24 protein-coding genes, 1 tRNA gene and 2 pseudogenes are annotated in these 22011 nt (G+C 69.7%); 13 read left to right on the top strand and 14 right to left on the bottom strand.

Translation table 11 applies throughout. The features are described 5' to 3' along the window. Positions 1-35: 35 nt before the first annotated feature. Entirely contained in the window at positions 36-785 is a 750-nt protein-coding gene (locus ABR571_RS13355) for a response regulator (RefSeq protein ID WP_409453696.1), read from the top strand. Here ABR571_RS13355 and ABR571_RS13360 read toward each other — a convergent pair. The 3 genes from ABR571_RS13360 to ABR571_RS13370 form a co-directional block, all read right to left on the bottom strand. Next, a complete protein-coding gene (locus ABR571_RS13360) occupies positions 779-1159 on the bottom strand; it encodes a hypothetical protein (protein WP_409453697.1) in 381 nt (126 codons plus the stop codon). The two genes, ABR571_RS13355 and ABR571_RS13360, sit on opposite strands and share 7 nt — an antisense overlap. A gap of 68 nt (positions 1160-1227) precedes the next feature. Then, positions 1228-1992: an SDR family NAD(P)-dependent oxidoreductase gene (locus ABR571_RS13365; protein WP_409453698.1), complete on the bottom strand. Its 765-nt coding sequence runs from the start codon at positions 1990-1992 to the stop codon at positions 1228-1230. 72 nt (positions 1993-2064) lie between these two features. Then, complete coding sequence (locus tag ABR571_RS13370) at positions 2065-3552, bottom strand: MFS transporter (RefSeq protein ID WP_409453699.1); 1488 nt, start codon at positions 3550-3552, stop codon at positions 2065-2067. A gap of 138 nt (positions 3553-3690) precedes the next feature. Here ABR571_RS13370 and ABR571_RS13375 point away from each other — a divergent pair, with 138 nt between their 5' ends. Then, positions 3691-4596: a DMT family transporter gene (locus tag ABR571_RS13375; protein ID WP_409453700.1), complete on the top strand. Its 906-nt coding sequence runs from the start codon at positions 3691-3693 to the stop codon at positions 4594-4596. Here the strand turns inward: ABR571_RS13375 and ABR571_RS13380 are convergent, their stop codons facing one another. From ABR571_RS13380 to ABR571_RS13390, 3 genes are all read right to left on the bottom strand, one after another. After that, positions 4597-5997: an aspartate aminotransferase family protein gene (locus tag ABR571_RS13380; RefSeq protein ID WP_409453701.1), complete on the bottom strand. Its 1401-nt coding sequence runs from the start codon at positions 5995-5997 to the stop codon at positions 4597-4599. Between the two features lie 26 nt (positions 5998-6023). Continuing rightward, complete coding sequence (locus tag ABR571_RS13385; protein WP_409453702.1) at positions 6024-6488, bottom strand: Lrp/AsnC family transcriptional regulator; 465 nt, start codon at positions 6486-6488, stop codon at positions 6024-6026. A 142-nt stretch (positions 6489-6630) separates the two neighbouring features. Further along, on the bottom strand, positions 6631-8220 hold the full coding sequence (locus ABR571_RS13390; RefSeq protein WP_409453703.1) for an APC family permease: 1590 nt from the start codon (positions 8218-8220) through the stop codon (positions 6631-6633). 122 nt (positions 8221-8342) lie between these two features. On the opposite strand from ABR571_RS13390, the gene ABR571_RS13395 reads away from it, so the two are divergent. Beyond that, positions 8343-9560 carry a saccharopine dehydrogenase family protein gene (locus ABR571_RS13395; RefSeq protein ID WP_409453704.1) on the top strand — a complete coding sequence of 406 codons (1218 nt, stop codon included), beginning with the start codon at positions 8343-8345 and terminating at the stop codon, positions 9558-9560. A gap of 83 nt (positions 9561-9643) precedes the next feature. After that, positions 9644-10588, top strand: coding sequence for an acyl-ACP desaturase (locus ABR571_RS13400; RefSeq protein ID WP_409453705.1), 945 nt, complete (start codon positions 9644-9646; stop codon positions 10586-10588). 9 nt (positions 10589-10597) lie between these two features. Here ABR571_RS13400 and ABR571_RS13405 read toward each other — a convergent pair whose 3' ends face one another. Then, positions 10598-10876, bottom strand: coding sequence for a DUF2631 domain-containing protein (locus ABR571_RS13405; RefSeq protein WP_409453706.1), 279 nt, complete (start codon positions 10874-10876; stop codon positions 10598-10600). A gap of 76 nt (positions 10877-10952) precedes the next feature. Here ABR571_RS13405 and ABR571_RS13410 point away from each other — a divergent pair, with 76 nt between their 5' ends. After that, the gene (locus tag ABR571_RS13410; protein ID WP_409453707.1) at positions 10953-12575 is read left to right on the top strand and encodes a Rieske 2Fe-2S domain-containing protein; all 1623 of its coding nucleotides are present in this window, start codon (positions 10953-10955) and stop codon (positions 12573-12575) included. On the opposite strand, the gene ABR571_RS13415 is transcribed toward ABR571_RS13410, so the two are convergent. From ABR571_RS13415 to bcp, 4 genes are all read right to left on the bottom strand, one after another. Beyond that, the gene (locus ABR571_RS13415; protein ID WP_409453721.1) at positions 12564-13418 is read right to left on the bottom strand and encodes a DNA-methyltransferase; all 855 of its coding nucleotides are present in this window, start codon (positions 13416-13418) and stop codon (positions 12564-12566) included. The two genes, ABR571_RS13410 and ABR571_RS13415, sit on opposite strands and share 12 nt — an antisense overlap. Before the next feature lie 38 nt (positions 13419-13456). Further along, positions 13457-13529 (bottom strand) — tRNA-Leu (locus ABR571_RS13420). Between the two features lie 108 nt (positions 13530-13637). Then, positions 13638-13958, bottom strand: a complete 321-nt coding sequence (locus tag ABR571_RS13425) for a TraR/DksA family transcriptional regulator (RefSeq protein WP_409453708.1) — start codon at positions 13956-13958, stop codon at positions 13638-13640. Positions 13959-13978: 20 nt separating this feature from the next. Further along, positions 13979-14449, bottom strand: a complete 471-nt coding sequence (bcp, locus tag ABR571_RS13430) for a thioredoxin-dependent thiol peroxidase (protein ID WP_409453709.1) — start codon at positions 14447-14449, stop codon at positions 13979-13981. A 77-nt stretch (positions 14450-14526) separates the two neighbouring features. On the opposite strand from bcp, the gene ABR571_RS13435 reads away from it, so the two are divergent. From ABR571_RS13435 to ABR571_RS13445, 3 genes are all read left to right on the top strand, one after another. Then, complete coding sequence (locus ABR571_RS13435; RefSeq protein ID WP_409453710.1) at positions 14527-14760, top strand: DUF3618 domain-containing protein; 234 nt, start codon at positions 14527-14529, stop codon at positions 14758-14760. Between the two features lie 96 nt (positions 14761-14856). After that, positions 14857-15474 carry a DUF47 domain-containing protein gene (locus ABR571_RS13440; protein ID WP_409453711.1) on the top strand — a complete coding sequence of 206 codons (618 nt, stop codon included), beginning with the start codon at positions 14857-14859 and terminating at the stop codon, positions 15472-15474. A 4-nt stretch (positions 15475-15478) separates the two neighbouring features. After that, the gene (locus ABR571_RS13445) at positions 15479-16486 is read left to right on the top strand and encodes an inorganic phosphate transporter (protein ID WP_409453712.1); all 1008 of its coding nucleotides are present in this window, start codon (positions 15479-15481) and stop codon (positions 16484-16486) included. Here the strand turns inward: ABR571_RS13445 and ABR571_RS13450 are convergent. Genes ABR571_RS13450 through ABR571_RS13460 form a run of 3 tightly spaced genes read right to left on the bottom strand, consistent with a single transcriptional unit; the run spans position 16467 to position 18645 of the window. Continuing rightward, complete coding sequence (locus tag ABR571_RS13450) at positions 16467-17294, bottom strand: biotin-dependent carboxyltransferase family protein (RefSeq protein WP_409453713.1); 828 nt, start codon at positions 17292-17294, stop codon at positions 16467-16469. The genes ABR571_RS13445 and ABR571_RS13450 overlap by 20 nt on opposite strands. Then, entirely contained in the window at positions 17291-17893 is a 603-nt protein-coding gene (locus ABR571_RS13455; RefSeq protein WP_409453714.1) for a 5-oxoprolinase subunit B family protein, read from the bottom strand. The genes ABR571_RS13450 and ABR571_RS13455 overlap by 4 nt, the downstream gene beginning before the upstream one ends. Then, the gene (locus ABR571_RS13460) at positions 17890-18645 is read right to left on the bottom strand and encodes a LamB/YcsF family protein (protein ID WP_409453715.1); all 756 of its coding nucleotides are present in this window, start codon (positions 18643-18645) and stop codon (positions 17890-17892) included. Before ABR571_RS13460 ends, ABR571_RS13455 begins: the two co-directional genes overlap by 4 nt. 157 nt (positions 18646-18802) lie before the next feature. Between ABR571_RS13460 and ABR571_RS13465 the strand changes: the two genes are divergently transcribed. The 5 genes and pseudogenes from ABR571_RS13465 to ABR571_RS13485 form a co-directional block, all read left to right on the top strand. Next, positions 18803-19165: an FTR1 family protein gene (locus tag ABR571_RS13465; RefSeq protein WP_409453716.1), complete on the top strand. Its 363-nt coding sequence runs from the start codon at positions 18803-18805 to the stop codon at positions 19163-19165. Continuing rightward, the gene (locus ABR571_RS13470) at positions 19057-19752 is read left to right on the top strand and encodes an FTR1 family protein (RefSeq protein ID WP_409453717.1); all 696 of its coding nucleotides are present in this window, start codon (positions 19057-19059) and stop codon (positions 19750-19752) included. The genes ABR571_RS13465 and ABR571_RS13470 overlap by 109 nt, the downstream gene beginning before the upstream one ends. A gap of 70 nt (positions 19753-19822) precedes the next feature. After that, positions 19823-20110: pseudogene (locus ABR571_RS13475) on the top strand (deferrochelatase/peroxidase EfeB); the annotation flags it as partial. A 142-nt stretch (positions 20111-20252) separates the two neighbouring features. Beyond that, the gene (locus ABR571_RS13480) at positions 20253-21422 is read left to right on the top strand and encodes a lactate 2-monooxygenase (RefSeq protein WP_409453718.1); all 1170 of its coding nucleotides are present in this window, start codon (positions 20253-20255) and stop codon (positions 21420-21422) included. Then, a pseudogene (locus ABR571_RS13485) lies at positions 21419-22011 on the top strand (1-deoxy-D-xylulose-5-phosphate reductoisomerase); the annotation flags it as partial. The gene ABR571_RS13480 and the pseudogene ABR571_RS13485, both read left to right, overlap by 4 nt.

Consider the following 22011-nt stretch of genomic DNA (forward strand, 5'->3'; position numbering starts at 1 on the left):
ACCGAATCGCCTCGCTCTGCCCTAATGTCAGGGAGGTGCCGATACGGGTCCTGCTCGTCGACGACGTCCCTGACGTCCGGCGACTCGTCCGGACGGCCCTGCGGTTCCGCGGCGCGTTCACCGTCGTCGGTGAGGCCGCCAACGGAACTGAGGCGATCGCCCTCACCGAAGAGCTGCGCCCCGACATCGTCGTCCTGGACATCGGCTTGCCCGACCTTGCGGGCCAAGAGGTGCTCACCCGGATCCGCGCGCTGGATCCGGCGACGAAGGTGGTCGTGTTCTCCGGCACCGAACCGCGCGATGTGGCCGGCCTGGCCGCGCGGGTCGACGGCTATGCCCTCAAGGACAGCCAACTCGACTACCTGGTGGAGTTGCTCGAAAGCCTGGGCGAGCGACGACCCTCCCAGACTTCGCGGCATCTGGACGGGTCGGTCACCAACGCCCGTGACGCCCGCGTCTTCACCCGGCAGACGCTCGAGGAATGGCGCATTCCCGACGACGTCGTCGACGACGTCCTGCTGGTCGTCACCGAACTGGTCAACAATGCCGTCACCCATGCGCAGTCCGGCAGCGAGCTGCGGTTGTCCCTCACCTCGACGTCACTGCGCGTCGAGGTGATCGACGAGGGGAGCGGGACGCCCGATCCGCTGCCGCCCAGCTCCACCCGCAACCACGGGCGGGGCCTGCACCTCATCGATGCGCTGACCGCCGCCTGGGGCTACGAGCCGATCGAGGCAGGCGGCAAGATGGTGTGGGCGGAACTGCTGCCGAGCTCCGCTCAGTAGGACTCGCGCGGGACGCTCAGCCGAGGTACGCCACCCAACCCCAGGTTGTACCGGACGCTGTCGGCGTACTCGGCCAGCTTGTTCCACAAGGCCGCGTGGGCCGGCCACGGGATGGGCTCGTCGCCGTCGAGCCAGCGCTCGCCGAACGTAACCCAGACGAGGGTCCAGCCGGCCGCGACGTCCCAGGCGCCCAAGCGCTGCTCCACCAGCGATCGACGGATCTGGAAGGCCAGGCGCGGGGCGTCGGGGAAGGTCGTCACGGTGTGCACGGTCCACACCCGGAAGTCGTTCGACATCAGATCGAGCTCGAAGTCGCCGAGCACGCGCGGGTCGACCAGCACGGTCGCGACGTTCTCGTAGCCCTGCCCTCGCACGATTCAATTATCCACCAACGCGGGGGCCCGACCACAGAGGTGGCCCGCGCTGTTGATGTTCGTAAGGCTCATTGCTCCTGTTCTGTGGGCCTGATCAACAGCTCGTTGACGGCCACGCGACGCGGTCGCGTGACGATGTACCCGATCGCGTCAGCGATGTCCTCCGCCTCCATGCGCTCCATGTTCGAGAAGCGGCTGCGCAGTCCTTCCTGGATCTCCGGCCGGTTGTGGCCGGCCAGCTCGGTCGCCACCGCGCCCGGTTCGACGAGTGACACCCGGACATGGCGGCGGGTGACCTCCTGACGCAGCGATTCGCCGAACGCCCCGACGCCGTGCTTCGTCAGGTTGTAGACGCCGCTGCCGTTGCGGGCGACGCGCCCGGCCACGCTGCTGAGCAACACCAGATCGGCGACATTGCGCGGGCCGGACGACGCGGCGGTCAGCAGATGCGGTAGGGCGGCATGCGAGGTGTACAGCAGGCCCAGGATGTTGACGTCGACCATCCGCTGCCACTCGTCCACGGGCGCGCCTTCGATCGGGCCGAGCAGCATCATGCCGGCGTTGGCCACGACCGTGTCCAACCGCCCGAGCTGCCGCACGGTCTGCTCGACCGCATCGCGCGCCGCTGCCTCGTGAGTGACATCGGCCTCGATCACCAGGGCTTCGCCGCCGGTCCCCGAGATCCGGGCGGCTAGGTCGTCCAGGCGCTCGCCCCGCCGGGCCACCAGGGCGACCTTGGCGCCGTGTCCGGCCAGTTCGAGGGCGGTCGCCTCGCCGATGCCACTGCTCGCGCCGGTGACGAGTGCGACGGTGTCGTCCAGTCGTTCTGCCATGCCACCATCCTTACCGCATGCCGCCCGCCACCTTATCGATCGGTGGTGACGGGGTGCCTACGGCGAGCGTCATCAGACCGACGCCGGTGTGGTCTCCGCCGCCGGCGCGGGCTCTGCGGCCAGGTGCACTTCCGCGCCCCGGGCATTGTGGGTCCGCAACCCGATGAGGGCAGCACCGAGCAGGAAGATGCTGGCGACCACCAGCGCGCGACCGAAGCCGTCGGTCAGCGCCGTCGGGACGGGATGCCCGGACCGCACCTGAGCATTCGTGCGCGACGTCGCGACGGCCGAGAGCACGGCCAAGCCCAACGCTCCGCCCACCTGTTGCGACGCGTTGATCAGCGCCGCTGCCAGCCCGGCCCGATCGGCCGGGACCCCGGCGTTGGCTGCGGTCGTGACAGCGACGAACACGAAGCCCAGGCCGACCGCCATGACCAACATGCCGGGCAGGAGGTCCGAGGCGTAGGAGCCGTGGACCGGGATGCGCGACAGCCAGAAGACGCCGCCGGCCGCGATCACTGAACCGGCGACGATGAGTGGCCGGGTGCCGACGCGGGCGAGCAGGTTGGACGCGATGCCGGCCGCGACACCCACGACGCCGCACAGCGGAAGGTAGGCCACGCCGGTCTTGATCGGCGAGTAGCCGAGGACGTTCTGCATGTACAGGGTGAGGAAGAAGAACATCGCGATCATCCCGGCCAGCGCGATCAGCTGGGTGACGTTGGCCGCGACCAGCCCCCTGATCCGCAGCGTGGGAAGGGGCAGCAGCGGCGTGCGACCGCGGTGCTCGACCCACAGGAAGGCCGCGAGCAGGACGGCCGCGCCGGCGAACTCGGCGATGGTCCGCCCAGCGCCCCACCCGTCGTCCGGCGCCTTGACCAGGCCGTACACCAACAGCAGCATGCCGCCGGTGACAAGCGTCGCGCCGAGCACGTCGAAGTCCCGTCGCCGACTCGTCCGGCGGTCGTTCGGAAGCAGCCGGAACACCGCCGGGAGCACGAGCACGCAAGCGATGGGATTGACCAACATCACCCAACGCCAGCCGGGGCCTTGGGTGAGCACGCCGCCCAGGAAGACGCCGACGGCCGAGGCCAGGCCGCCGACCCCGCCCCAGGCCCCCAGTGCCTTGTGCCGGTCCGTCCCCTCCTGAAACGTCGTCGTGAGGATGGACAGTGCGGCCGGCAGCATCAACGCAGCACCGATGCCCTGCGTGAGCCGGGCCGCGACCAGGAGCCCGGCGTCGCCGGCCAGGCCGCCGGCCAGTGACGCGAGGCCGATGATCACGGTGCCGGTGGCCAGCACGCGGCGCCGGCCCAGTAGGTCGGCGACCCGGCCGCCCAGCAGCATGAAGCCGCCGTAGGTGAGCAGGTAGCCACTCGGTACCCATTGCAGGTTCTGTACCGAGAAGTTCAGGTCCTTGCGGATGTCGGGCAGCGCGACGTTGACGATCGAGGCGTCGACGAAGTCCAGGAAGGCAACGGCGCAGAGCAGGGCGAGCACGAGTTTCCCGTGCCTGGTCGCGAGCGTTGACGAGGGCGAAGGCAGTGATGCGTCCTTCATGGGGCGGTCCCTTCGAGAAGCGGATACGTCGCCGGCGATGGGTGGCCCGCCGCGCGACCGGTCATCCGTATGACGGATCGTCGCCGGGCGAGGTGACCGGCCGGGGCGTGACGGTGGCCTCGGTTAGGCTCCCGACTCGTGCCGGGTCAGGATGCGTCGCACGTCGCCCTGGCGGTCGGGCTCGCGGCGTCGGCCGCGCTCGCGTTCGCGGTGGCAACGGTCACCGAGCAGCGGGCGGCGGCCCAGTCGTCAGACCGCGACGCGCGCGGCCGGAAGTTCCTGGGCCAGCTCGTCCGCAATCCGCGATGGCTCGCGGCGATGGGCGGCAACATCGTCGGCTACGGGCTGCAGGCCGCCGCGCTGGGGGTGGGATCGGTGGTCGTGGTCCAACCGATCCTGGTCACCTCGCTCGTCTTCGCCCTGCCCTTGAGTGCGCATCTTTCGCATCGCCGGATGGCCTGGACGTCGATCAGCTGGGGCATCCTTCTCGCGGCCGCGCTCGCCGTGTTCGTGGTCCTCGGCGACCCGAGGCACGGTGTCGATCATGCGTCGACCGGGGACTGGCTGGTGGTGACGCTGGTGGTGACTCCGCTCGTCGTCGCCTGTCTGGTCATATCCCACCCGCTGTCCGGTGCGGCCCGGGCCAGCCTGCTGGCCGTCGCCGTCGGCCTGCTCGGCGGCGTGCTCGCCGTCCTCACCAAGGCCGTGGTTGCGTCGGCCGGGCAGGGCCTGGTGCACCTGCTGGTGACGAGCGAGACCTACGGTCTTGCCGTCGTCGGGCTGGCCGGGGCGTACGTGCAGCAGCTGGCGTTCCAGGCCGGGGATCTGCACGCATCCCTGCCGATCCTGACCGTCCTCGAACCGGTGGTCGCCGTCCTGTTGGGGCTGACGGTGTTGCGCGAGGACCTGACCGCGCGCGGGGGCCAGCTCGTCGTGCTCCTGCTGTCCGTCGGCGTCATGACCGTGGCGACGCTGGCCCTGGCCCGGGCCCAGGCGGTCAGCGTCGGGCGGCCCACCGACGTTTCGGCGGGCCGGGCGGGCTGATCAGAGGCGCGTCCACGCCTCCGTCAGCACCGACCGGAGGATCTGCTCGATCTCGTCGAACTCCGGCTGGCCGATGATCAGCGGCGGAGCCAGCTGAACCACCGGGTCACCGCGGTCGTCGGCTCGGCAGTACAAGCCGGCGTCGAACAGGGCGCGGGACAGGAAGCCACGAAGCAGCCGCTCCGACTCGGCCTCGTCGAAGGTCTCCTTGGTCGCCTTGTCCTTGACGAGTTCGATGCCGTAGAAGTAGCCGTCACCGCGGACGTCACCGACGATCGGCAGATCGTTCAGCTTCTCCAGCGTCGACCGGAAGGCGCCCTCGTTCTGCAGGACGTGCTGGTTGAGTCCCTCGCGCTCGAAGATGTCCAGGTTGGCCATCGCCACCGCGGCCGACACGGGGTGACCGCCGAACGTGTACCCGTGCGGGAAGTAGTCGCTGCCGGAGTAGAACGGCTCGGCGATCCGGTCGCTGATCACGGCCGCACCGATGGGGGAGTACCCGCTCGTCAGGCCCTTGGCGCAGGTGATGATGTCGGGCACGTAACCGAACTTGTCGCACCCGAACATCGTGCCGAGGCGGCCGAAGGCGCAGATGACCTCATCGGACACGAGCAGCACGTCGTGCTTGTCGCAGATCTCGCGCAGGCGCTGGAAGTACCCGGGGGGCGGCGGGAAGCAGCCGCCGGAATTCTGCACCGGCTCGACGAAGACCGCGGCGACGGTGTCCGGGCCCTCCATCTCGATGGCGATGTCGATCTGGTCGGCGGCCCACCGGCCGAAGGCCTCGAGGTCGTCGCCGTATTCGGGGGCGCGGTAGAAGTTGGTGTTGGCGGCTTTGTGGGCACCGGGGACCAGCGGCTCGAACCACTTCTTCGCGTCCGGGATGCCGGTGATCGACAGGGCGCCCTGCGGCGTGCCGTGGTAGGCGATGGAACGGCTGATGACCTTGTGCTTCATCGGCTTGCCGGTGAGCTTGAAGTACTGCTTGGCGAGCTTCCAGGCGGTCTCGACGGCCTCGCCGCCGCCCGTGGTGAAGAAGACCTTGTTGAGGTCACCGGGCGCGTATGAGGCGAGCCGGTCGGCGAGGGCGATGGCCGGGGGATGTGCGTAGGACCAGAGCGGGAAGAACGCAAGCTCTGACGCCTGCTTGTAGGCGGCCTCGGCCAGCTCACGGCGCCCGTGACCGGCCTGCACGACGAACAGGCCGGCCAACCCGTCGAGGTAGCTGCGGCCGGTGGAGTCGTAGATGCGGGCGCCTTCGCCGCGGACGATCGTGGGAACCGGCGCCTCGGCGTAGGACGACATCCGGGTAAAGTGCATCCACAGGTGCTCGCGGGCGTCGGCCGAGAGCTGGTCGGTGTCATGGGCGGTCGAGCCGGGCTGGACGGGGGTGGTGGTCACGGGAACTCCGATGTCAGTGGGCGCGCTCAGCGCGCGCCCCAGTTGTAGGTCTGCTTGACGAGCTTCAGGTAGAGGAAGGTCTCGGTGCGGGCGACGCCGGCGATCGCCCTGATACGGCCGTTGACCAGACTCAGCAGGTGGGCGTCGTCGGCGACCACGACCTCGGCGATCACGTCGAAGGACCCCGCGGTCACCACGAGGTAGTCGACCTCGTCGATCTTGGCGAGTTCGTCGGCGACCGCTTCCACGTCGCCGTTGATCGAGATCGCGATCATCGCCTGCCGGGCGAACCCGATCTGCGTCGGATCGGTTACGGCGACGATCTGCATCACGCCGCTGTCGACGAGTTTCTGCACCCGCTGCCGAACCGCCGCCTCGGACAGCCCCACCGCCTTGCCGATCGTCGCGTACGGGCGGCGACCGTCCTCCTGGAGCTGCTCGATGATCGCCTTGGAGACGTCGTCAGGAGCGGTGCTCTGCGTGGAAGCCACCGGCCGACCCTTCTCTTCCTTCGTGTACTTCGCGCGGCCCGATCCACATTCGCGACCCTCGGGAACAAGCGAATTCGTTGTCTACAACGTATCAGACCACTGAATCAGCATCGAAATCCGCGTCAACAACGGAAACCGTTGCTCAGCGGACCACGTCGGGATCCGGCACGAGCGTCGGTGTTCCCTCGTGCAGCACCTCGCCGCGGAAGAACGCGGGAGCTGCGATCCGCCACGCGATCATCAGCAGCAGACCGACGACGAAGGTGACCGCGCCGATCAGGAACACCCCACCGATGTGCCAGTGCGGAGCGAAGGGCATGTCCCACACCGTGTAGCTGGTGCTGACGTCGCTCGGGGCCAGCCAGTCGTCGCGCAGCGCCCATCCCAGGACGAAGAACAGGATCAGACCGCCCAGGCCGGGGATCACCCCCTGCATGAAGAAGTTCCGCGGACTGCTGCCCAGGTTGCGCCGGTAGTACCAGGCACAGGCGAACCCGGTCAGGCCGTAGTAGAACGCGATCATCAGCCCCAGCGCGGACACGCAGTCGCCGATGACGCTGGTCGGGTTCTTGCTGTAGTTCAGGATCGCGTACAGGACGATGGAGACGGAGCCGAACGCGACGGTCGAGACCGACGGGGTGAGGTGGCGCGGGTGGATGCGCGCGAACGCCTTGGGCAGCGCCCTGTAGACCGCCATCGCCAGCGATGTCCGAGCCGTCGGCAGGATCGTCGTCTGCGTCGAGGCGGCGGCCGAGGTGAGCACCATGAGGATCAGCAAGTGGCTCATCGTCGTGCCGAATGAGCCGGAGCCGAAGACGGCCTTGCCCAGCACCGACAGGACGTCGCCGGCGTTGTCGGAGTTGTTCAGTCCGATGCCCTTGTCGCCGACCCCGGCGAACGACTGAGCCGCGATGGTCACCAGCGCGTAGGTGACGAGCAGCATCACGGTCGAGATGATGGCGGCCCGACCCGGCGTGCGCGTCGGATCCGCGGTCTCCTCATTCACCGAAACGGCGCTGTCCCATCCCCAGTAGATGAACAACATCAGCACCAGGCCGCGGATGAAGGCGGAGAAGCTGCCGATGTCGAACGGGTTCAGCCACGACCAGGCGAACTTGATCGATGTTGCGGCTCCGTTGTCGGTGCCGACCTTGACCAGGGCGGTCACCGCAAAGACGAGCAACATGATCAGCTCGATGGTCAGAAGCACTTTCTGGATGTTCGCCGAGAGCTCGACGCCGACGTAGCAGATCCAGGTCATCAGGGCGATCCAGCCGATGCCGACGAGAAGGACCCATCCGCTCGTCGGATCACTGCCGATGCCGTTGGCGTTGAACAGCAGGAACACGTACTGGCCGGCTATCTGGGCCAGGCTCGCCATGACCAGGATGTCGGCGGCCAGAATGCCCCAGCCGCCGAGCCAGCCCGTCTTCGGCCCGAAGGCCCGCGTGGCCCAGGTGAAGGTGGTGCCGCAGTCGGGGTCGGCCTTGTTCAGCTCCTGGTACCCGATGGCCGTGAAGAGCATGGGGACGAAGGCGAGGATGACGACGATCGGCGACTGATGCCCCACGAAGAAGACGATGAAGCCGAGGGTCGCGGCGAGACTGTACGCCGGAGCTGTCGACGCGACGCCGATGACCACGCTGGAGAACAGACCCAGCGCACCGGTCTTGAGGCCCTTCGGCTCCCAGGTGTCGTCGAGCGGGTGCGCGGACTCGGTCGCAGCGGTCACAGTCACTCCTGTCGAAAGAGGGAAAGATGCGTTTATCGCAGGATCTGAGGCCCTAGGCAAGGGTTTCCCGGTACGAAACGCCGGGCATCGATGGAATTCGTCGCTGACCCTATAGTCGGCCGATGCGCATCCTCATCCTCGGGGCCGGGGGCGTCGGTTCCGCGGCCGCCCGCATCTCCGCCCGGCGCCGGTTCCCGTCCGCGGTCGTCGTCGCCGACTACGACCCGGCCCGCGCGGAGGCCGCGGCCGCGGCCGTCGCCGACGATCGCTTCGTCGCCCGGCGGCTCGACGCGTCCGACCAGTCCGCCGTCGAAGCCTTGATCCGGGCCGAACGGATCGATGCCGTTCTGGGTGCCACCGACCCGCGGTTCACCATGCCGATCTTCCGCGCCGCGCTCGCGACGAAGATCCACTACCTGGACATGGCGATGTCGCTGTCGCGACCCCACGAGTCGGAGCCCTATACGCGAACCGGCGTGAAACTGGGCGACGACCAGTTCGCCCTCGCCGGCGAATGGGCCGCCTCGGGACGCGTGGCGCTGGTCGGCATCGGCGTTGAACCCGGGCTGTCCGACGTCTTCGCCCGCTACGCGGCCGATCACCTGTTCAGCGAGATCGAGGAGCTCGGGGTGCGCGACGGCGCGAACCTCGCGGTTGCCGGATTCGACTTCGCCCCGTCCTTCTCGATCTGGACGACGATCGAGGAGTGCCTGAATCCGCCGCTGATCTACGAGAAGGACCGCGGCTGGTTCACGACCGAGCCCTTCAGCCAGCCGGAGGTGTTCGACTTCCCGGAGGGGATCGGGCCCGTCGAGTGTGTGAACGTCGAGCACGAAGAGGTCGTGTTGATGCCGCGCTGGATCGACGCCAAGCGGGTCACCTTCAAGTACGGCCTGGGCGACGAGTTCATCAGCGTGCTCAAGACCCTGCACAAGTTGGGCCTGGACCGCACGGACACGGTCCGTGTCGGGGGGGTGGAGGTGAGCCCGCGCGACGTGGTCGCGGCCTGCCTGCCCGATCCGGCCACGCTCGGGGATCGGATGACCGGCAAGACCTGCGCCGGTGTCTGGGTGCGCGGGACCGGTACGGACGGCGCGGCCCGCTCGACGTACCTCTACCACGTCGTCGACAACGAGTGGTCGATGCGCGAATACGGCACCCAGGCGGTCGTCTGGCAGACGGCGGTCAACCCGGTCGTCGCGCTGGAGCTGCTGGCCACCGGCCAGTGGAGCGGCTCGGGCGTGCTCGGGCCCGAGGCGTTCGACGCAGTCCCCTTCCTCGACCTCCTAGCCGGCGAGTACGGATCGCCCTGGGGTTCCCAGGAGCTAGCGGCCACCTGAGAGCGGTGTTTGGTATCACGGCCCAACGGGCAATAACCGACGGTAACGTAGCCGTAGGTTTGACCCGACGATCTGGAGCCCCCTTGCCGACCCTCGAAGCCGACACCCGCGACGGTGCCGAGGCACGCCTGCTTCACGACCTGGAGCCGGTCGTGGCCGAGAACCTCGACCGCCACCTGCGGATCGCCAAGCCGTGGCACCCGCACGACTACGTCCCCTGGAGCCAGGGCCGCGACTTCGCCTTCCTCGGCGGGACGGACTGGCGGCCCGAGGACTCGCCGCTCGATCCGGTCGCTCGCACGGCGATGACGGTGAACCTGCTGACCGAGGACAACCTGCCCTCCTACCACCGCGAGATCGCGACCCGGTTCGGCCGCGACGGGGCCTGGGGCGAGTGGGTCGGCCGGTGGACGGCCGAAGAGGGCCGGCACGGCATCGCCCTGCGCGACTACCTCGTGGTCACCCGCGGGGTCGACCCCGTCGAACTCGAGAACCTGCGCATGGTCCACATGCAGGCGGGCTACGACTCGGGCGACAAGTCGGCGCTGCAAACGGTGGCTTACGTGTCGTTCCAGGAACTTGCGACCCGGGTGTCACACCGCAACACCGGAGCGGCCACCGGCTGCCCGCTGGCCGAACAGCTGCTCGCGCGGATCGCGACCGATGAGAACCTGCACATGGTCTTCTACCGCAACCTCGTCGCGGCGGCGCTCGACCGCGACCCCGACGTCACGATGTGCGCGATCCGTGAGGAGGTCGTCGGATTCCAGATGCCGGGGCAGGGCATGCCCGGCTTCGTCCGGAACTCGGTGACGATCGCCAAGGCGGGCATCTACGACCTGCGCCTGCACCATGACGAGGTCATCGCGCCGGTGCTCCGGTTCTGGAAGATCTTCGAGCGCGACGATTTCGGGCCGATGGGTGAGCAGGCCCGCGAGGAACTCGCGGTGTTCATGTCGGCGCTGGACGTCCAGGCGTCCCGCTTCGTCGAGCGACGGGAACGCCAGCGCGCCGCAGCGAAGGACTGAGGTCCGGCGCTACTGGCGCCAGGCGTTCTTGCGCCGCTGCCGGTCCCAGATGAGGGCGATGATGATCGCCGCCGCGAACGCGCCCAGGAACAACGTCCCCTGCTGGTTGTAGTGGGTGGTGGTGATCATCACCAGCAGGATGATCGCGACGATCCAACCGGCGACCCGGGCCGCGCGACCCCACTCGCCGTGCCAGCCCCAGTCGGTGGGGTGCTCGTCCGGGTGGTGGTGCTTGTAGTCGTCGGGCAGGCTCAGGTCGGCCGGCTCGCTGTCGGCGTTGAGGGCCACTACGCGCTCCTGTCGGACTGGTCGTTCGGCGGGTCTGCCTCATTCTGGCATCCGGCGCGCCGGTTACCGTGGGCGGATGCGAATCACCGGCCTTGGGCACGCCAGCGTGTTCATCGAGACCGCGCACGGCTCGGTCCTGACCGATCCGTGGGTCAACCCGGCCTACTTCGGTTCGTGGTTCCCCTTCCCCGACAACTCGCAGCTGGATTGGGACGCGTACGGGCGGCCCGACTACCTGTTCGTCTCCCACCTGCACCGCGACCACTTCGATCCCGAGCACCTGCGCAAGCACATCTCCAAGGACACGACCGTCCTGCTTCCCGAGTTCCCGACGAGTGAGCTCGAAGACGCTCTGCGCGACTGCGGCTTCACGTCGTTCGTCAAACCGGCCTCCGGCGACCCGATCGAACTCGACGGCTTGCAGTTGATGATCCACTCGTTGACCTCGCCCACGGACGGGCCGATCGGTGACTCGTCGCTGTGGCTGTCAGACGGGCAGTACCGCGTGCTCAACCAGAACGACGCGCGGCCGTCGGACCTCGATCTCTTCCGTGAGCTCGGTCCGGTCGACGCGTACCTCGTGCAGTTCTCGGGCGCGATCTGGTGCCCCATGGTCTACGAACTTCCGGCCCGCGCGAAGCAGGCGATGGGGCGGTCGAAGCGCGACCGGCAGTTCGACCGCACGCTGCGCTACATCGACGAGCTCGGCGCCGCGTACGTCTTCCCGACGGCCGGCCCACCATGCTTCCTCGACGAGGAGCTGTGGGGCTTCAACGACATCTTCGGCGACGAGTCGAACATCTTCCCCGACCAGACGGTGTACCTCGACTTCCTGGCGTCCAAGGGGCATGACGAAGGACGGCTGCTGCTGCCGGGCACGGTGGCCAAGTTGGACGAGCCGGGCTGCCCGGTCGTCCATCCCTACGACCCTGCGACGATCTATGCGTCGAACGCCACCAAGACGGCCTACCTGCGGCAGATGCAGGAGCGCCGGATGCCGCAGGTCGAGGCGCTCCGGGCGACCTGGGCCCATCCGGAAGTAGATATCCTCGCCTCGCTGACCGAGTGGTTCGCGCCGCTGCTGGCCGAGGCCGACCACCTGGCGGCCGGCATCGACGGCGGGGTGCGACTGACCTGCGAGGACTCCCGGCGTGGCGACGTCGACGTCCTGATCGACTTCGTCGCCCGCGAGGTCCGTCCGTACGCCGGTGAGAAGATCCGCTACCGGTTCCGCACGCGGCGGGCCTACGTCGAGCAACTGGTCGCCGACCACGAGATCGACTGGGTCAACTCGCTGTTCCTGTCCTGCCGGTTCTCCGCGCACCGCATCGGGCCGTACAACGAATTCGTCTACGTCTTCTTCAAATGCCTGTCGGAGGAACGGCTGAACTATGCCGAGGGCTGGTTCGCCGAGCAGAACGAGGCCGAGGCCAAGGAGACGATCACGCTCGGCGACTGGGACATGCAGCGACGCTGCCCGCACCTCAAGGCCGACCTTTCCCGCTTCGGGTCGATCGAGGACGGCGTCATGACCTGCCAAATGCACGGCTGGAAATGGCGCCTGTCCGACGGCAAGTGTCTGACCTCAGTGGGGCACGACCTGCGCTGCGCGCCGGCTGGCGAAGCGGTTCCGGGCGCCGAGCCCGTGGTGCACGACGACCACCGCGGTCAGCACGAGATGAGCGAATCAGTCGACTGAACCGGCTGTCGTGACCGTGGCCGCCGGCAGCCGCCGGCGCATGATCTCGACAGCCTCGGGATTGCGGTCGACGAGGAGGTAGCGGCGGCCCAGCGCACCGGCGACAGCGCCGGTGGTCCCGCTGCCGGCGAAGAAGTCGAGGACGCGGTCGCCGCGGCGGCTCGACGCCGACACGATCCGACGCAGAATGCCCTCCGGCTTCTGGTTGGGGTAGCCGGTCTTCTCCGGCCCCGCCGTCGGCACGATCGTGTGCCACCAGACATCGGTCGGCAGCTTGCCGCGAGCGGCCTTCTCCGGCCCCACGAGCCCCGGGGCGAGGTAGGGGATCCGCTCGACCGCGTCCTGGTCGAAGAAGTGCCCGCCCGGCGTGCGGACGTAGACCAGGATCGTGTCGTGCTTGGCCGGCCAGCGGTCGCGGGCCCGGCCGCCGAAGTCGTAGGCCCAGATCAACTCGTTGAGGAAGGCGTCCCGCCCGAAGACCTCGTCGAGCAGCAGCTTGACGTAGTGCGCCTCGCGGTAGTCGATGTGCAGGTAGAGGGTGCCGCTGGCGGTCAGCAGCCGCCGCGCTTCGACGAGCTTCGGCTCGAGCATGCCGAGGTAGTCGGCGTGCACGTCGTCGTACGCGCGCCGCGCCAGCTCGGTGGTGGTGTAGCGGCGGCCCTGGAAGCCGGTCCGGTCGCCGTCCGGGTCAGACACGGTGCGGATCGTGCGCCGCTTCTGGGCCTTGCCGGTGTTGAACGGCGGGTCGATGTAGATCAGCTGAAATGAGGCGTCGGGCAGCGCGGGCAGGACGACCGCGCAGTCGCCGAGCACGACGTAGTCAGTGGCGGCGTCCACGTCGATCACGGCCGGAGTCTAGGTCCGGTCGCGCTGATCCTCGGTAGGGCCGGGGGGATTCGAACCCCCACTGGACGGCACCTAAAGCCGCTGCCTCTGCCGTTGGGCTACGGCCCCGCTGCGCGACAGCCTACGAGCACTCGATCCGGCGCGTGTGGCGCGGCAGCGGGGCGACACGCCGGTGCCGCGCCCGCTGGGTCGCCACACACCGACGCAAGCGCGGCGTCAGCGGGACCGGGCGGCGCAGTGCACGCACCGGTTCGCGCTCGGCCGGGCGGCCAGCCGCTCCGCCCCGATCGGTTCGCCGCAGTCCACGCACAATCCGTACCCGCCGCCGGCGGCCCGGGCCAGGGCGTCGTCGATCTCGGCGAGCCGGGCCCGCGCCCGGTCGAGCAGCGACTGGGCCTGGGCCCGCTCGAAACCGACGGTCGCGCCTTCCGGGTCGTGCTCGTCGTCGCCCGTGGTCGACGACGCCGATGACAGGATGTCGTCCAGTTCGGCCTGCCGGGCCGCGATCCGCTCGAGCGCCTCCGCCCGGGCGGCCACAAGTGCGGCAAGCGGGTCGCTCAGCTGTCCAGCCCCAAGTCGCGGCGCAGCTTGGCGACGTGCCCGGTGGCCTTGACGTTGTACTGCGCCACTTGGACGCGGCCCTCTTCGTCGACCACGAACGTCGAGCGGATGACGCCGGTGACCTTCTTGCCGTACATGGTCTTCTCACCGAAGGCGCCGTAGGCCTCGAGAGTGGCCTTGGACGTGTCGGACAGCAGCGGGAAGTTCACCGAGTCACGCTCGCGGAACTTGGCGAGCTTCTCCGGTTTGTCCGGCGAGATGCCGAGGACGGAGTACCCCGCCGACTTCAGCGAGTTCAGGTTGTCGCGGAAGTCGCACGCCTGGGTGGTACAACCCGGCGTCATCGCAGCCGGATAGAAGTACACGACCACCTTGGAGCCGCGGAGGCCGCCGAGCGAGACCTCCTTGCCGTCCGCGCCGGGCAGGGTGAAATCCGGGGCGGTGTCACCGGGAGCTAGTCGGGCCATGCCCAAGACGCTACCGAGCGATCCGGCGCCCAATCGACGCACTAGGCTCGGCCGAAAGCTTACGAGAGGGGTCGCGAGTGGCCGGCGGAGAGCGAAGTGCGGACGACATCCAACGCGACATCGAGACGTCGCGGGCCGCGCTGGCGGAGGCGGTCGACCAGCTCGCGTATCGGACGAATCCGAAGCGGGCAGTCGACAACGTCAAGCAGACGCTGCGTCAGAAGGCCGAGTCGACCCAGGGCCGCATCGTCATCGGGGTGGCCGGCGGGCTCACCCTGCTGCTCATCATCCGCCGCATCGCCAAGCACTGAGACCGCGCGGCCAGTCGTCGCGCGGTGCCGGGGCCGACGAATGGTAATCACCGGACCGTTAGTCTCACCCGACCGCTTCCAACGCCGAGGAGCACTGTGGCCTTCCGGATAACTCCCCGGGACAACGCGTTCTACACGATGTTCACCGAGGCCGGCCGCAATGTGGCTGACACCGTCGACATCCTGAGCGGACTCATCGACCCCAACGCGAATCGCGAGGCCATCGCGAAGGAGCTGCGGGAGCGCGAGCACGCCGGCGATGCTGTGACCCATCGCATCATGCGCCAGCTCAACACCAGCTTCGTCACGCCGTTCGACCGCGAGGACATCTACCGTCTCGCGTCGGCCCTGGACGACGTGATCGACGCGGTGGAGGCAGCGGCCGACTTCATCGTCCTGGCCGACGTCGGGAAGCTTCCCCCGCTGATGATGGAGCAGATCCAGCTGCTGCAGCGCTCGGCCAACGAGACGGCCGAGGCGATGGGCCGGCTCAAGACGCTGCGCGACCTCGAGCCGTACTGGATCGAGGTGAACCGGCTCGAGAACGAAGCCGACCGGGTTTACCGCAAGCTGCTGTCCAAGTTGTTCAGCGGTGATTACGACGCGCTGACGATGGTGAAGCTGCGTGAGGTCGCCGACGGCTTCGAGGACGCGGCCGACGCACTCGAACACGTGGCGCACGCCGTCGAGTCGATCGCCGTCAAGGAGTCCTGATCCGGTGGACTCCACTGTCCTGGTGGTGGTCATCGTCGTCGTGGCCCTCGGCTTCGACTTCACCAACGGCTTCCACGATTCGGCCAACGCGATCGCGACGTCGATCTCGACGAAGGCTCTGACTCCGCGGGTCGCGCTCGCCATGGCGGCGATCTTCAACATCGTCGGCGCGCTCATATCGACGAAGGTCGCCAAGACCGTGGGCAGCGGCATCATCAACCAACCGGGCAAGGACCACGTCACGCACGGGCTCGTCGTGGTTCTCGCCGCACTGGTCGGAGCGATCGTCTGGAACCTCGGCACGTGGTACTTCGGGCTGCCGTCGTCGTCCTCGCATGCGCTGATCGGCGGACTGGTCGGCGCGGCGCTCGCGGCCTCGGAGACGGTCCACTGGCACGGCGTGGTCGACAAGGTCGTGATCCCCATGGTGATCTCGCCGCTGATCGGCTTCGGGCTGAGCTACGTCTTCATGATCGTGGTGCTGTGGGCGTTCCGCCGGGCGAACGCCGTCCGGGCCAACCGCGGCTTCCGATGGGCGCAGATCGCGTCGGCCGCGACGATGTCATTCGGCCACGGCACGCAGGACGCGCAGAAGACGATGGGCGTCATCGCGCTGACCCTGGTCGTGTCCGGTCACCTCGGCGCGAAGGACGAGATCCCGATCTGGGTCGTGCTGTCCGCGGCGGCGGCGATCGCAGCCGGTACCTACTCCGGTGGATGGCGAATCATGCGCACGCTCGGACGGCGCATCTTCTCCCTCACCCCGCCCAGCGGCTTCGCCGCCCAGACCGTGGCCAGCGCGGTGCTCCTCGGCACCGCCCACTACGGGCTGCCGGTGTCGACGACGCACGTGATCACCTCCTCGGTGATGGGCGTCGGCGCGACGCGCCGGGTGTCGGCCGTGCGCTGGGGCGTCGCCGGCAACATCCTCTTCGCCTGGGTGCTCACCATCCCGGCCGCCGCGGGGGTGGCCGCGCTGGTGTGGGCGATCTTCAACCCCTTCCTGGACTGAAGCGCAGTACGTCGCCGGGCCGCAGCTGGGCGGCTCGTCCGAGGTCGGTCACCACGGCGATCACCGGATAGCCGCCGGTCACCGGGGCGTCCGGGCCGAACACGATGGGCCGCCCGTCGGCCGCGACCTGCACGGCTCCGGGCAGCGTCGGTTCGCTGGCCAGTTCCTCGTCCCGCGCTCGCTCCAGCGGGGCCCCGTCGAGGCGGATCCCCACCCGGTCCGATTCGGTCCGCACCGTCCAGGCCGTCGCGAAAAAGCTGTGCCGCGCCTCGACGGTGAACCAGTCATCGCGCGGGCCGAGCTGTACCGGCAGGACGGGATCGCGGAGGGACGGCTCGGCCGACGTCGCGCCGACCAGCGCCCCGGACAGCCCACCGACCGGCAGCCGGTCGCCGGCCCGCAGCGGCGGCGGCCCCAGACCGCTGAGGGTGTCGGTGCTGCGGGATCCGAGCACCGGATCGACGGCCAGCCCGCCGCGCACAGCCAGATAACTGCGCAGCCCCTCCGGCGGCGGGCCGAGCCGTATCTCAGCCCCCTGCGGCAGGCTCACGGCCGCGCCCCAGTCGGGCGCGCCGGGGCAGACGGCGCCGGTGAGGGCGACCGTCGCCGGATCGGCGAGCCGGACATGCAGGCCGCCGAAGGTCATCTCGATCGCCGCCGCGTCGCCGGGGTTGCCAACCAACCGGTTCGCCAGATCCAACGCCGCCCGGTCGAAGGCACCCGATCGCGCCACGCCCAGGGCGGCGAAGCCGACTCGACCACGGTCCTGGACGGTGGCCAGCGGACCGGGCGCAAGAACGTCGATCATCGCGGTCGGAAGCGCACGCGGGCGCCGGGGACGAGTAGCGCCGGGGGAGTCCGGCCGAGGTCCCACAGCTCGGCGTCGGTCCGGCCGAGCAGGCGCCAACCGCCGGGCGAGGCGCGCGGGTAGACGCCGGTGAACTCGGCCGCGATCGCCACCGACCCGGCCGGGACGCGGGTGCGCGGCTCGGGCCGCCGGGCGACGTGCAGGCCGGCGTCCAACCCGCTCAGGTAGGCGAAGCCGGGGGCGAAGCCGCAGAACGCGACGACGTACTCGGGTTCGCAGTGGCGGCGGACGAGCTCGTCGGCGGTCAGGTGGAGTTCTGCGGCGGTGTCGGCCAGATCGGGGCCGTCGTAGCGAACCTCGAGGACGACCTGCTCGCAGACCGGTGCGGGCCGGGCGGTGACGGTCGCCGCCAGGGCCGTCATGCGCGCCCGCAGTCCCGCGAGGAGCGGGGGCTCGGCGCGGACGAGGAACGTCCGGGCGGCGGGTACCACCTCGACGACACCAGGTTCAGTCCGTGCCGCGGCGGCCAGGGCCAGCACGGCCGCCGGGTCGTCCGGTTCGACGAGCAGCGCCGCGTGGCCGTATGGGAGCACCCTCACGACGTGAACGGTGCCAGCGTCACGCCGGCGTCGACGAGCGTGCGCCGGATCTCTCCGGCGAGGTACACGGCGCCCGGCGTATCGCCGTGCACGCACAGCGATCGTGCATCGATGGGAAGGACCGAGCCGTCCGTCGTGGTGACGCACTGATGCAGTGCGAAAGCCGCAGCGCGGGCGACCACGTCGTAGGGATCCTCGATGAGCGCGCCGGCGACGCCGCGGGGGACGAGCCGCCCGCTCGGCAGGTAGGCCCGGTCGGCGAACGCCTCGGGCACGAACGGCAGGCCGGCGGCGTGCGCCGCGTCGGCCATCGCCGATCCCGGCAGCGCGAGCAGCGGCAGTGACCGGTCGTAGGCGGCAATGGCCGAGGCGATCGCCGCCGCCTGCTCAGGATCCTCGGCGGCGGTGTTGTACAGCGCGCCGTGCGGCTTCACGTAGCGCACGCCGGTGCCGGCCGCCCGGGCGCACGCGTCGAGAGCGCCGAGCTGATAAAGGACGTCGGCGGCGAGGTCCTCCGGGTCGATATCCATTCGCCGACGCCCGAAACCGGCCAGGTCCCGGTAACCGACCTGGGCGCCGATCACCACGCCGCGCGCCGCCGCGGCGGCGCACACCCGGCGCATGGTCGACGGATCACCGGCGTGGAAGCCGCAGGCCACGTTCGCGCTCGTGATCACGTCGAGCAGCCCCTCGTCGTCGCCGAGGCGCCACACCCCGAAGCCCTCACCGAGGTCGGCGTTCAGGTCGAGCACTGTGCCGCCTCTCCGAGATTCGCTGCTGTTGTCCGAACCAGCCTTGCACTCAATGGCCGCTGTTGCCCGTCGTTCCGGCCTCTTTTCGCCAACCTCCCATTCCAGCCTTCTCGCCCGTTCTGTTAGGTAGGCATGCCTTACTTACCGGAGGATGGTCATGCTGCCGACGTTCGTGATCGGGCTGCGCGAAGGGCTCGAGGCGGCACTCATCGTCGGCATCATCGCCGCTTTCCTGCGCAAGCAGGGCCGCCGGGACCTGCTGCGATCGGTGCTGCTCGGCGTCGCGGTCGCGGTCGGGTTGTGCGTCGCGGTCGGCGTCGGCCTCGACGCTTACTCGCACAACCTGCCGCAGCGCCGGCAAGAGGGCTCGAGACCGTCATCGGCGCGCTCGCGGTCGGCATGGTCACCTACATGGTCATCTGGATGCGGCGGAACTCCCGCCACCTCAAGGGCCAACTCGAGGGTCTGGCCGCCGGCGCCCTGGCCGGCCGATCGGGCGCCGGGCGCGCGATGGTGCTGATGGCCTTCCTGGCCGTGATCCGCGAGGGCCTCGAGACGGTCGTCTTCCTGCTCGCGGCGTTCAACGAGAGCGGCAGCGGGTCGGCCGCGGGCTTCGGCGCCGTCTTCGGCCTCGCGGTGGCGATCGCGCTCGGCTACGGCATCTATCGCGGCGGCGTGCGGCTCAACCTTTCCAAGTTCTTCCGGGCGACCGGGCTGGTTCTCGTCCTCGTGGCCGCCGGTCTCGTGGTCAACGCCTTGCACGCCGCGCACGAAGCCGGCTGGCTCGACGCCGGCCAGGGTGTCACCGTCGACTTGAGCCGACTGGTCGCTCCCGGCACCGTTCAGGCCGCGCTGCTCACCGGCATGCTCGGGATCCAGCCGCGTCCCGTCGTCATCGAGGTCGTCGGCTGGCTCCTGTATCTCATCCCGGTCGGCTGCTACGTCGCGTGGCCACCCGGGCGCCCGGTGCCCGGCCGCGCACTGGCGCGCGTCGGTGCGGGCGTCGGCGTCCTGGCCGGCATCACCGCCGTCGTCCTCGCGCTCCTAGCCCCCGGCCGACCGGTGGCCCGCCCACGACAGCCGCGCCGGGCCTCACCGCGACCGTGATCGACCGTAGCGGCACACAGGCCGTTGTGCGCACGGTCGACCACGAGCCGGTCACTGGCGCGACCGGGCCGCGCACATCCGCCTCGCCGCGCCGGAGACCAACGCGAACCAGAAGATCCTGCGCCGGGGCTACTCCTACACCGACGGGATCGACGCCGGCACCGGCCTGCTGGACGCGGGCCTCTTCTTCATCTGCTTCCAGAAGGACCCGCGGCGGCAGTTCGTGCCGATCCAGCGCAAGCTGGGCCGCCACGACGCCCTCAACGGGTACATCCGGCACACCGGCAGCGGGCTGTTCGCGGTGCCGCCGGGGCTGCGCGGACCCGGCGACTGGTGGGGTAATGCCCTGTTCACCTGAGGCCGTCCGGACGAGACCATCGGCTTTTCCTCCCTGGGGGACGCAATGGCGACCCGTCAGCGACGCCAGGGGAGGAAAACCTGATCGCGGAGTCGGATCCGGGGGGGACGCGCCCCGGCGGGCGGGTTGGCAAGATGCACGCATGACGACCCCCCCGCTGTCGATGTACTCCAGCGAGATCTACCTGCGCGGCATGGCCGGAGAGCGCCCGCCGTTCCCGACCGACCTGAGCGCCTTCGAGTCCTACGCCAAGGAACGGATGGAGCCTGAGCCCTACTGGTACGCCGCCGGAGCGGCGGGTTCAGGGGCCACCAACCGGGCCAACCTCGAGGCCTTCGACCATTGGCGGATCGTCCCCCGGATGCTCACCGGGGCGACGGCGCGCAATCCGCAGACGACGGTGCTGGGCACGACGATCCCGGCGCCCGTCCTCACCGCTCCGGTCGGGGTGCAGGGGATCATGCACCCGGACGGCGAGCTCGCCGTCGCCCGGGCCAGCGCGGAACTCGGCATCCCCATGATCCTGTCCACCGTGTCGTCCTATCCGATCGAACAGGTCGCCGAGGCCAACGGCGACGGTGTGCGGTGGTTCCAGCTGTACTGGCCCAACGACGAGGACGTCTGCGCCAGCTTCCTGTCCCGGGCCAAGGCGGCCGGCTTCTCGGCCCTGGTGGTCACCCTCGACACCTGGCTGCTCGGGTGGCGCCCGCACGACCTCGACCACGCCTACCTGCCCTTCCTGACCGGCAAGGGTCTTGCCACCTACTTCACCGACCCGGTGTTCCAGGCCGGCCTCGACAAGGCACCCGAGGACGACATGCAGGCCGCGGTTCTGCGCTGGCTGCCGATGTTCACCGGCGCCGACCACACCTGGGAGAACCTCGCCTTCATCCGGGACCACTGGGACGGTCCGATCGTGCTCAAGGGCGTGCAGCACCCCGACGACGCCCGGCGCGCGGCCGACGCCGGCATGCAGGGCGTCGTCGTGTCCAACCACGGCGGCCGGCAGGTGGACGGCGCCATCGCCTCGTTGGACGCACTGCCCGGCGTCGTCCACGCGGTGGGGGACCGCCTCGAAGTCCTGTTCGACTCCGGGGTCCGGACCGGCTCCGACGTCCTCAAGGCAGTCGCGCTGGGTGCGAAGGCGGCGCTCGTCGGGCGGCCGTGGGTTTACGGGCTGGCCCTCGGTGGCTACGACGGCGTGCGGCACGTCCTGCGCTGTCTGCTGGCCGACCTCGATCTCGGTCTTGCCCTGTCCGGCAACTCGAGCCTCGCCGACCTCGGCGCGCACACCCTGCAGCGTCGCCGATGACCGCGCGGCGCGACGTCGTCATCCTGGGATCCACCGGCTCCATCGGCACCCAGGCCGCTGACGTCGTGGTGGCCGCGCCCGACCGGTTCCGGGTCACCGCGGTCGCGGCCGGTGGCGGCAACGTGGCGCTGCTCGCCGAGCAGGCGGCCCAGCTGCGGGTGCGGGCGGTCGGCGTCAGCCGCAACGATGCCGCCGACGAGTTGCGGGCCCGCCTGGACGCGACCTGGCCGGGTGACGTCCCCCCGCCGACCATCCACGTCGGCCCCGATGCGACCACCCGGCTCGCCCAGCTCGGCTGTGACGTCGTGTTGAATGCGGTCGCCGGCTCGCAGGGGCTGCGCGCCACCCTCGCCGCGCTCGAGGCCGGGCTGGTCGTTGCGCTGGCGAACAAGGAGTCGCTCATCGCCGGCGGCCCCCTCGTGACCGCCCGGGCCGCGCCCGGCCAGCTCGTGGCCGTCGACTCCGAGCACTCGGCGCTGGCCCAGTGCCTGCGCGCCGGCACGCTCGATGAGGTCCGCCGCCTCGTGCTCACCGCGAGTGGCGGGCCGTTCCGGGGCCGGCGGCGTGTCGAGCTGGCCGACGCCACACC

This window comes from Jatrophihabitans sp. (assembly GCF_046262535.1).
Classification (GTDB): Bacteria; Actinomycetota; Actinomycetes; order Mycobacteriales; family Jatrophihabitantaceae; genus Jatrophihabitans.

What these genes read in the sequence shown, in the direction of transcription:
- ABR571_RS13470 (WP_409453717.1), top strand. Translation starts at nt 19,057, where the DNA reads ATGGTCATCTGGATGCGGCGGAACTCCCGCCACCTCAAGGGCCAACTC.
- ABR571_RS13370 (WP_409453699.1), bottom strand. Translation starts at nt 3,552, where the DNA reads ATGAAGGACGCATCACTGCCTTCGCCCTCGTCAACGCTCGCGACCAGG.
- bcp (WP_409453709.1), bottom strand. Translation starts at nt 14,449, where the DNA reads ATGGCCCGACTAGCTCCCGGTGACACCGCCCCGGATTTCACCCTGCCC.
- ABR571_RS13395 (WP_409453704.1), top strand. Translation starts at nt 8,343, where the DNA reads ATGCGCATCCTCATCCTCGGGGCCGGGGGCGTCGGTTCCGCGGCCGCC.
- ABR571_RS13450 (WP_409453713.1), bottom strand. Translation starts at nt 17,294, where the DNA reads ATGATCGACGTTCTTGCGCCCGGTCCGCTGGCCACCGTCCAGGACCGT.
- ABR571_RS13465 (WP_409453716.1), top strand. Translation starts at nt 18,803, where the DNA reads ATGCTGCCGACGTTCGTGATCGGGCTGCGCGAAGGGCTCGAGGCGGCA.
- ABR571_RS13365 (WP_409453698.1), bottom strand. Translation starts at nt 1,992, where the DNA reads ATGGCAGAACGACTGGACGACACCGTCGCACTCGTCACCGGCGCGAGC.
- ABR571_RS13480 (WP_409453718.1), top strand. Translation starts at nt 20,253, where the DNA reads ATGACGACCCCCCCGCTGTCGATGTACTCCAGCGAGATCTACCTGCGC.
- ABR571_RS13410 (WP_409453707.1), top strand. Translation starts at nt 10,953, where the DNA reads ATGCGAATCACCGGCCTTGGGCACGCCAGCGTGTTCATCGAGACCGCG.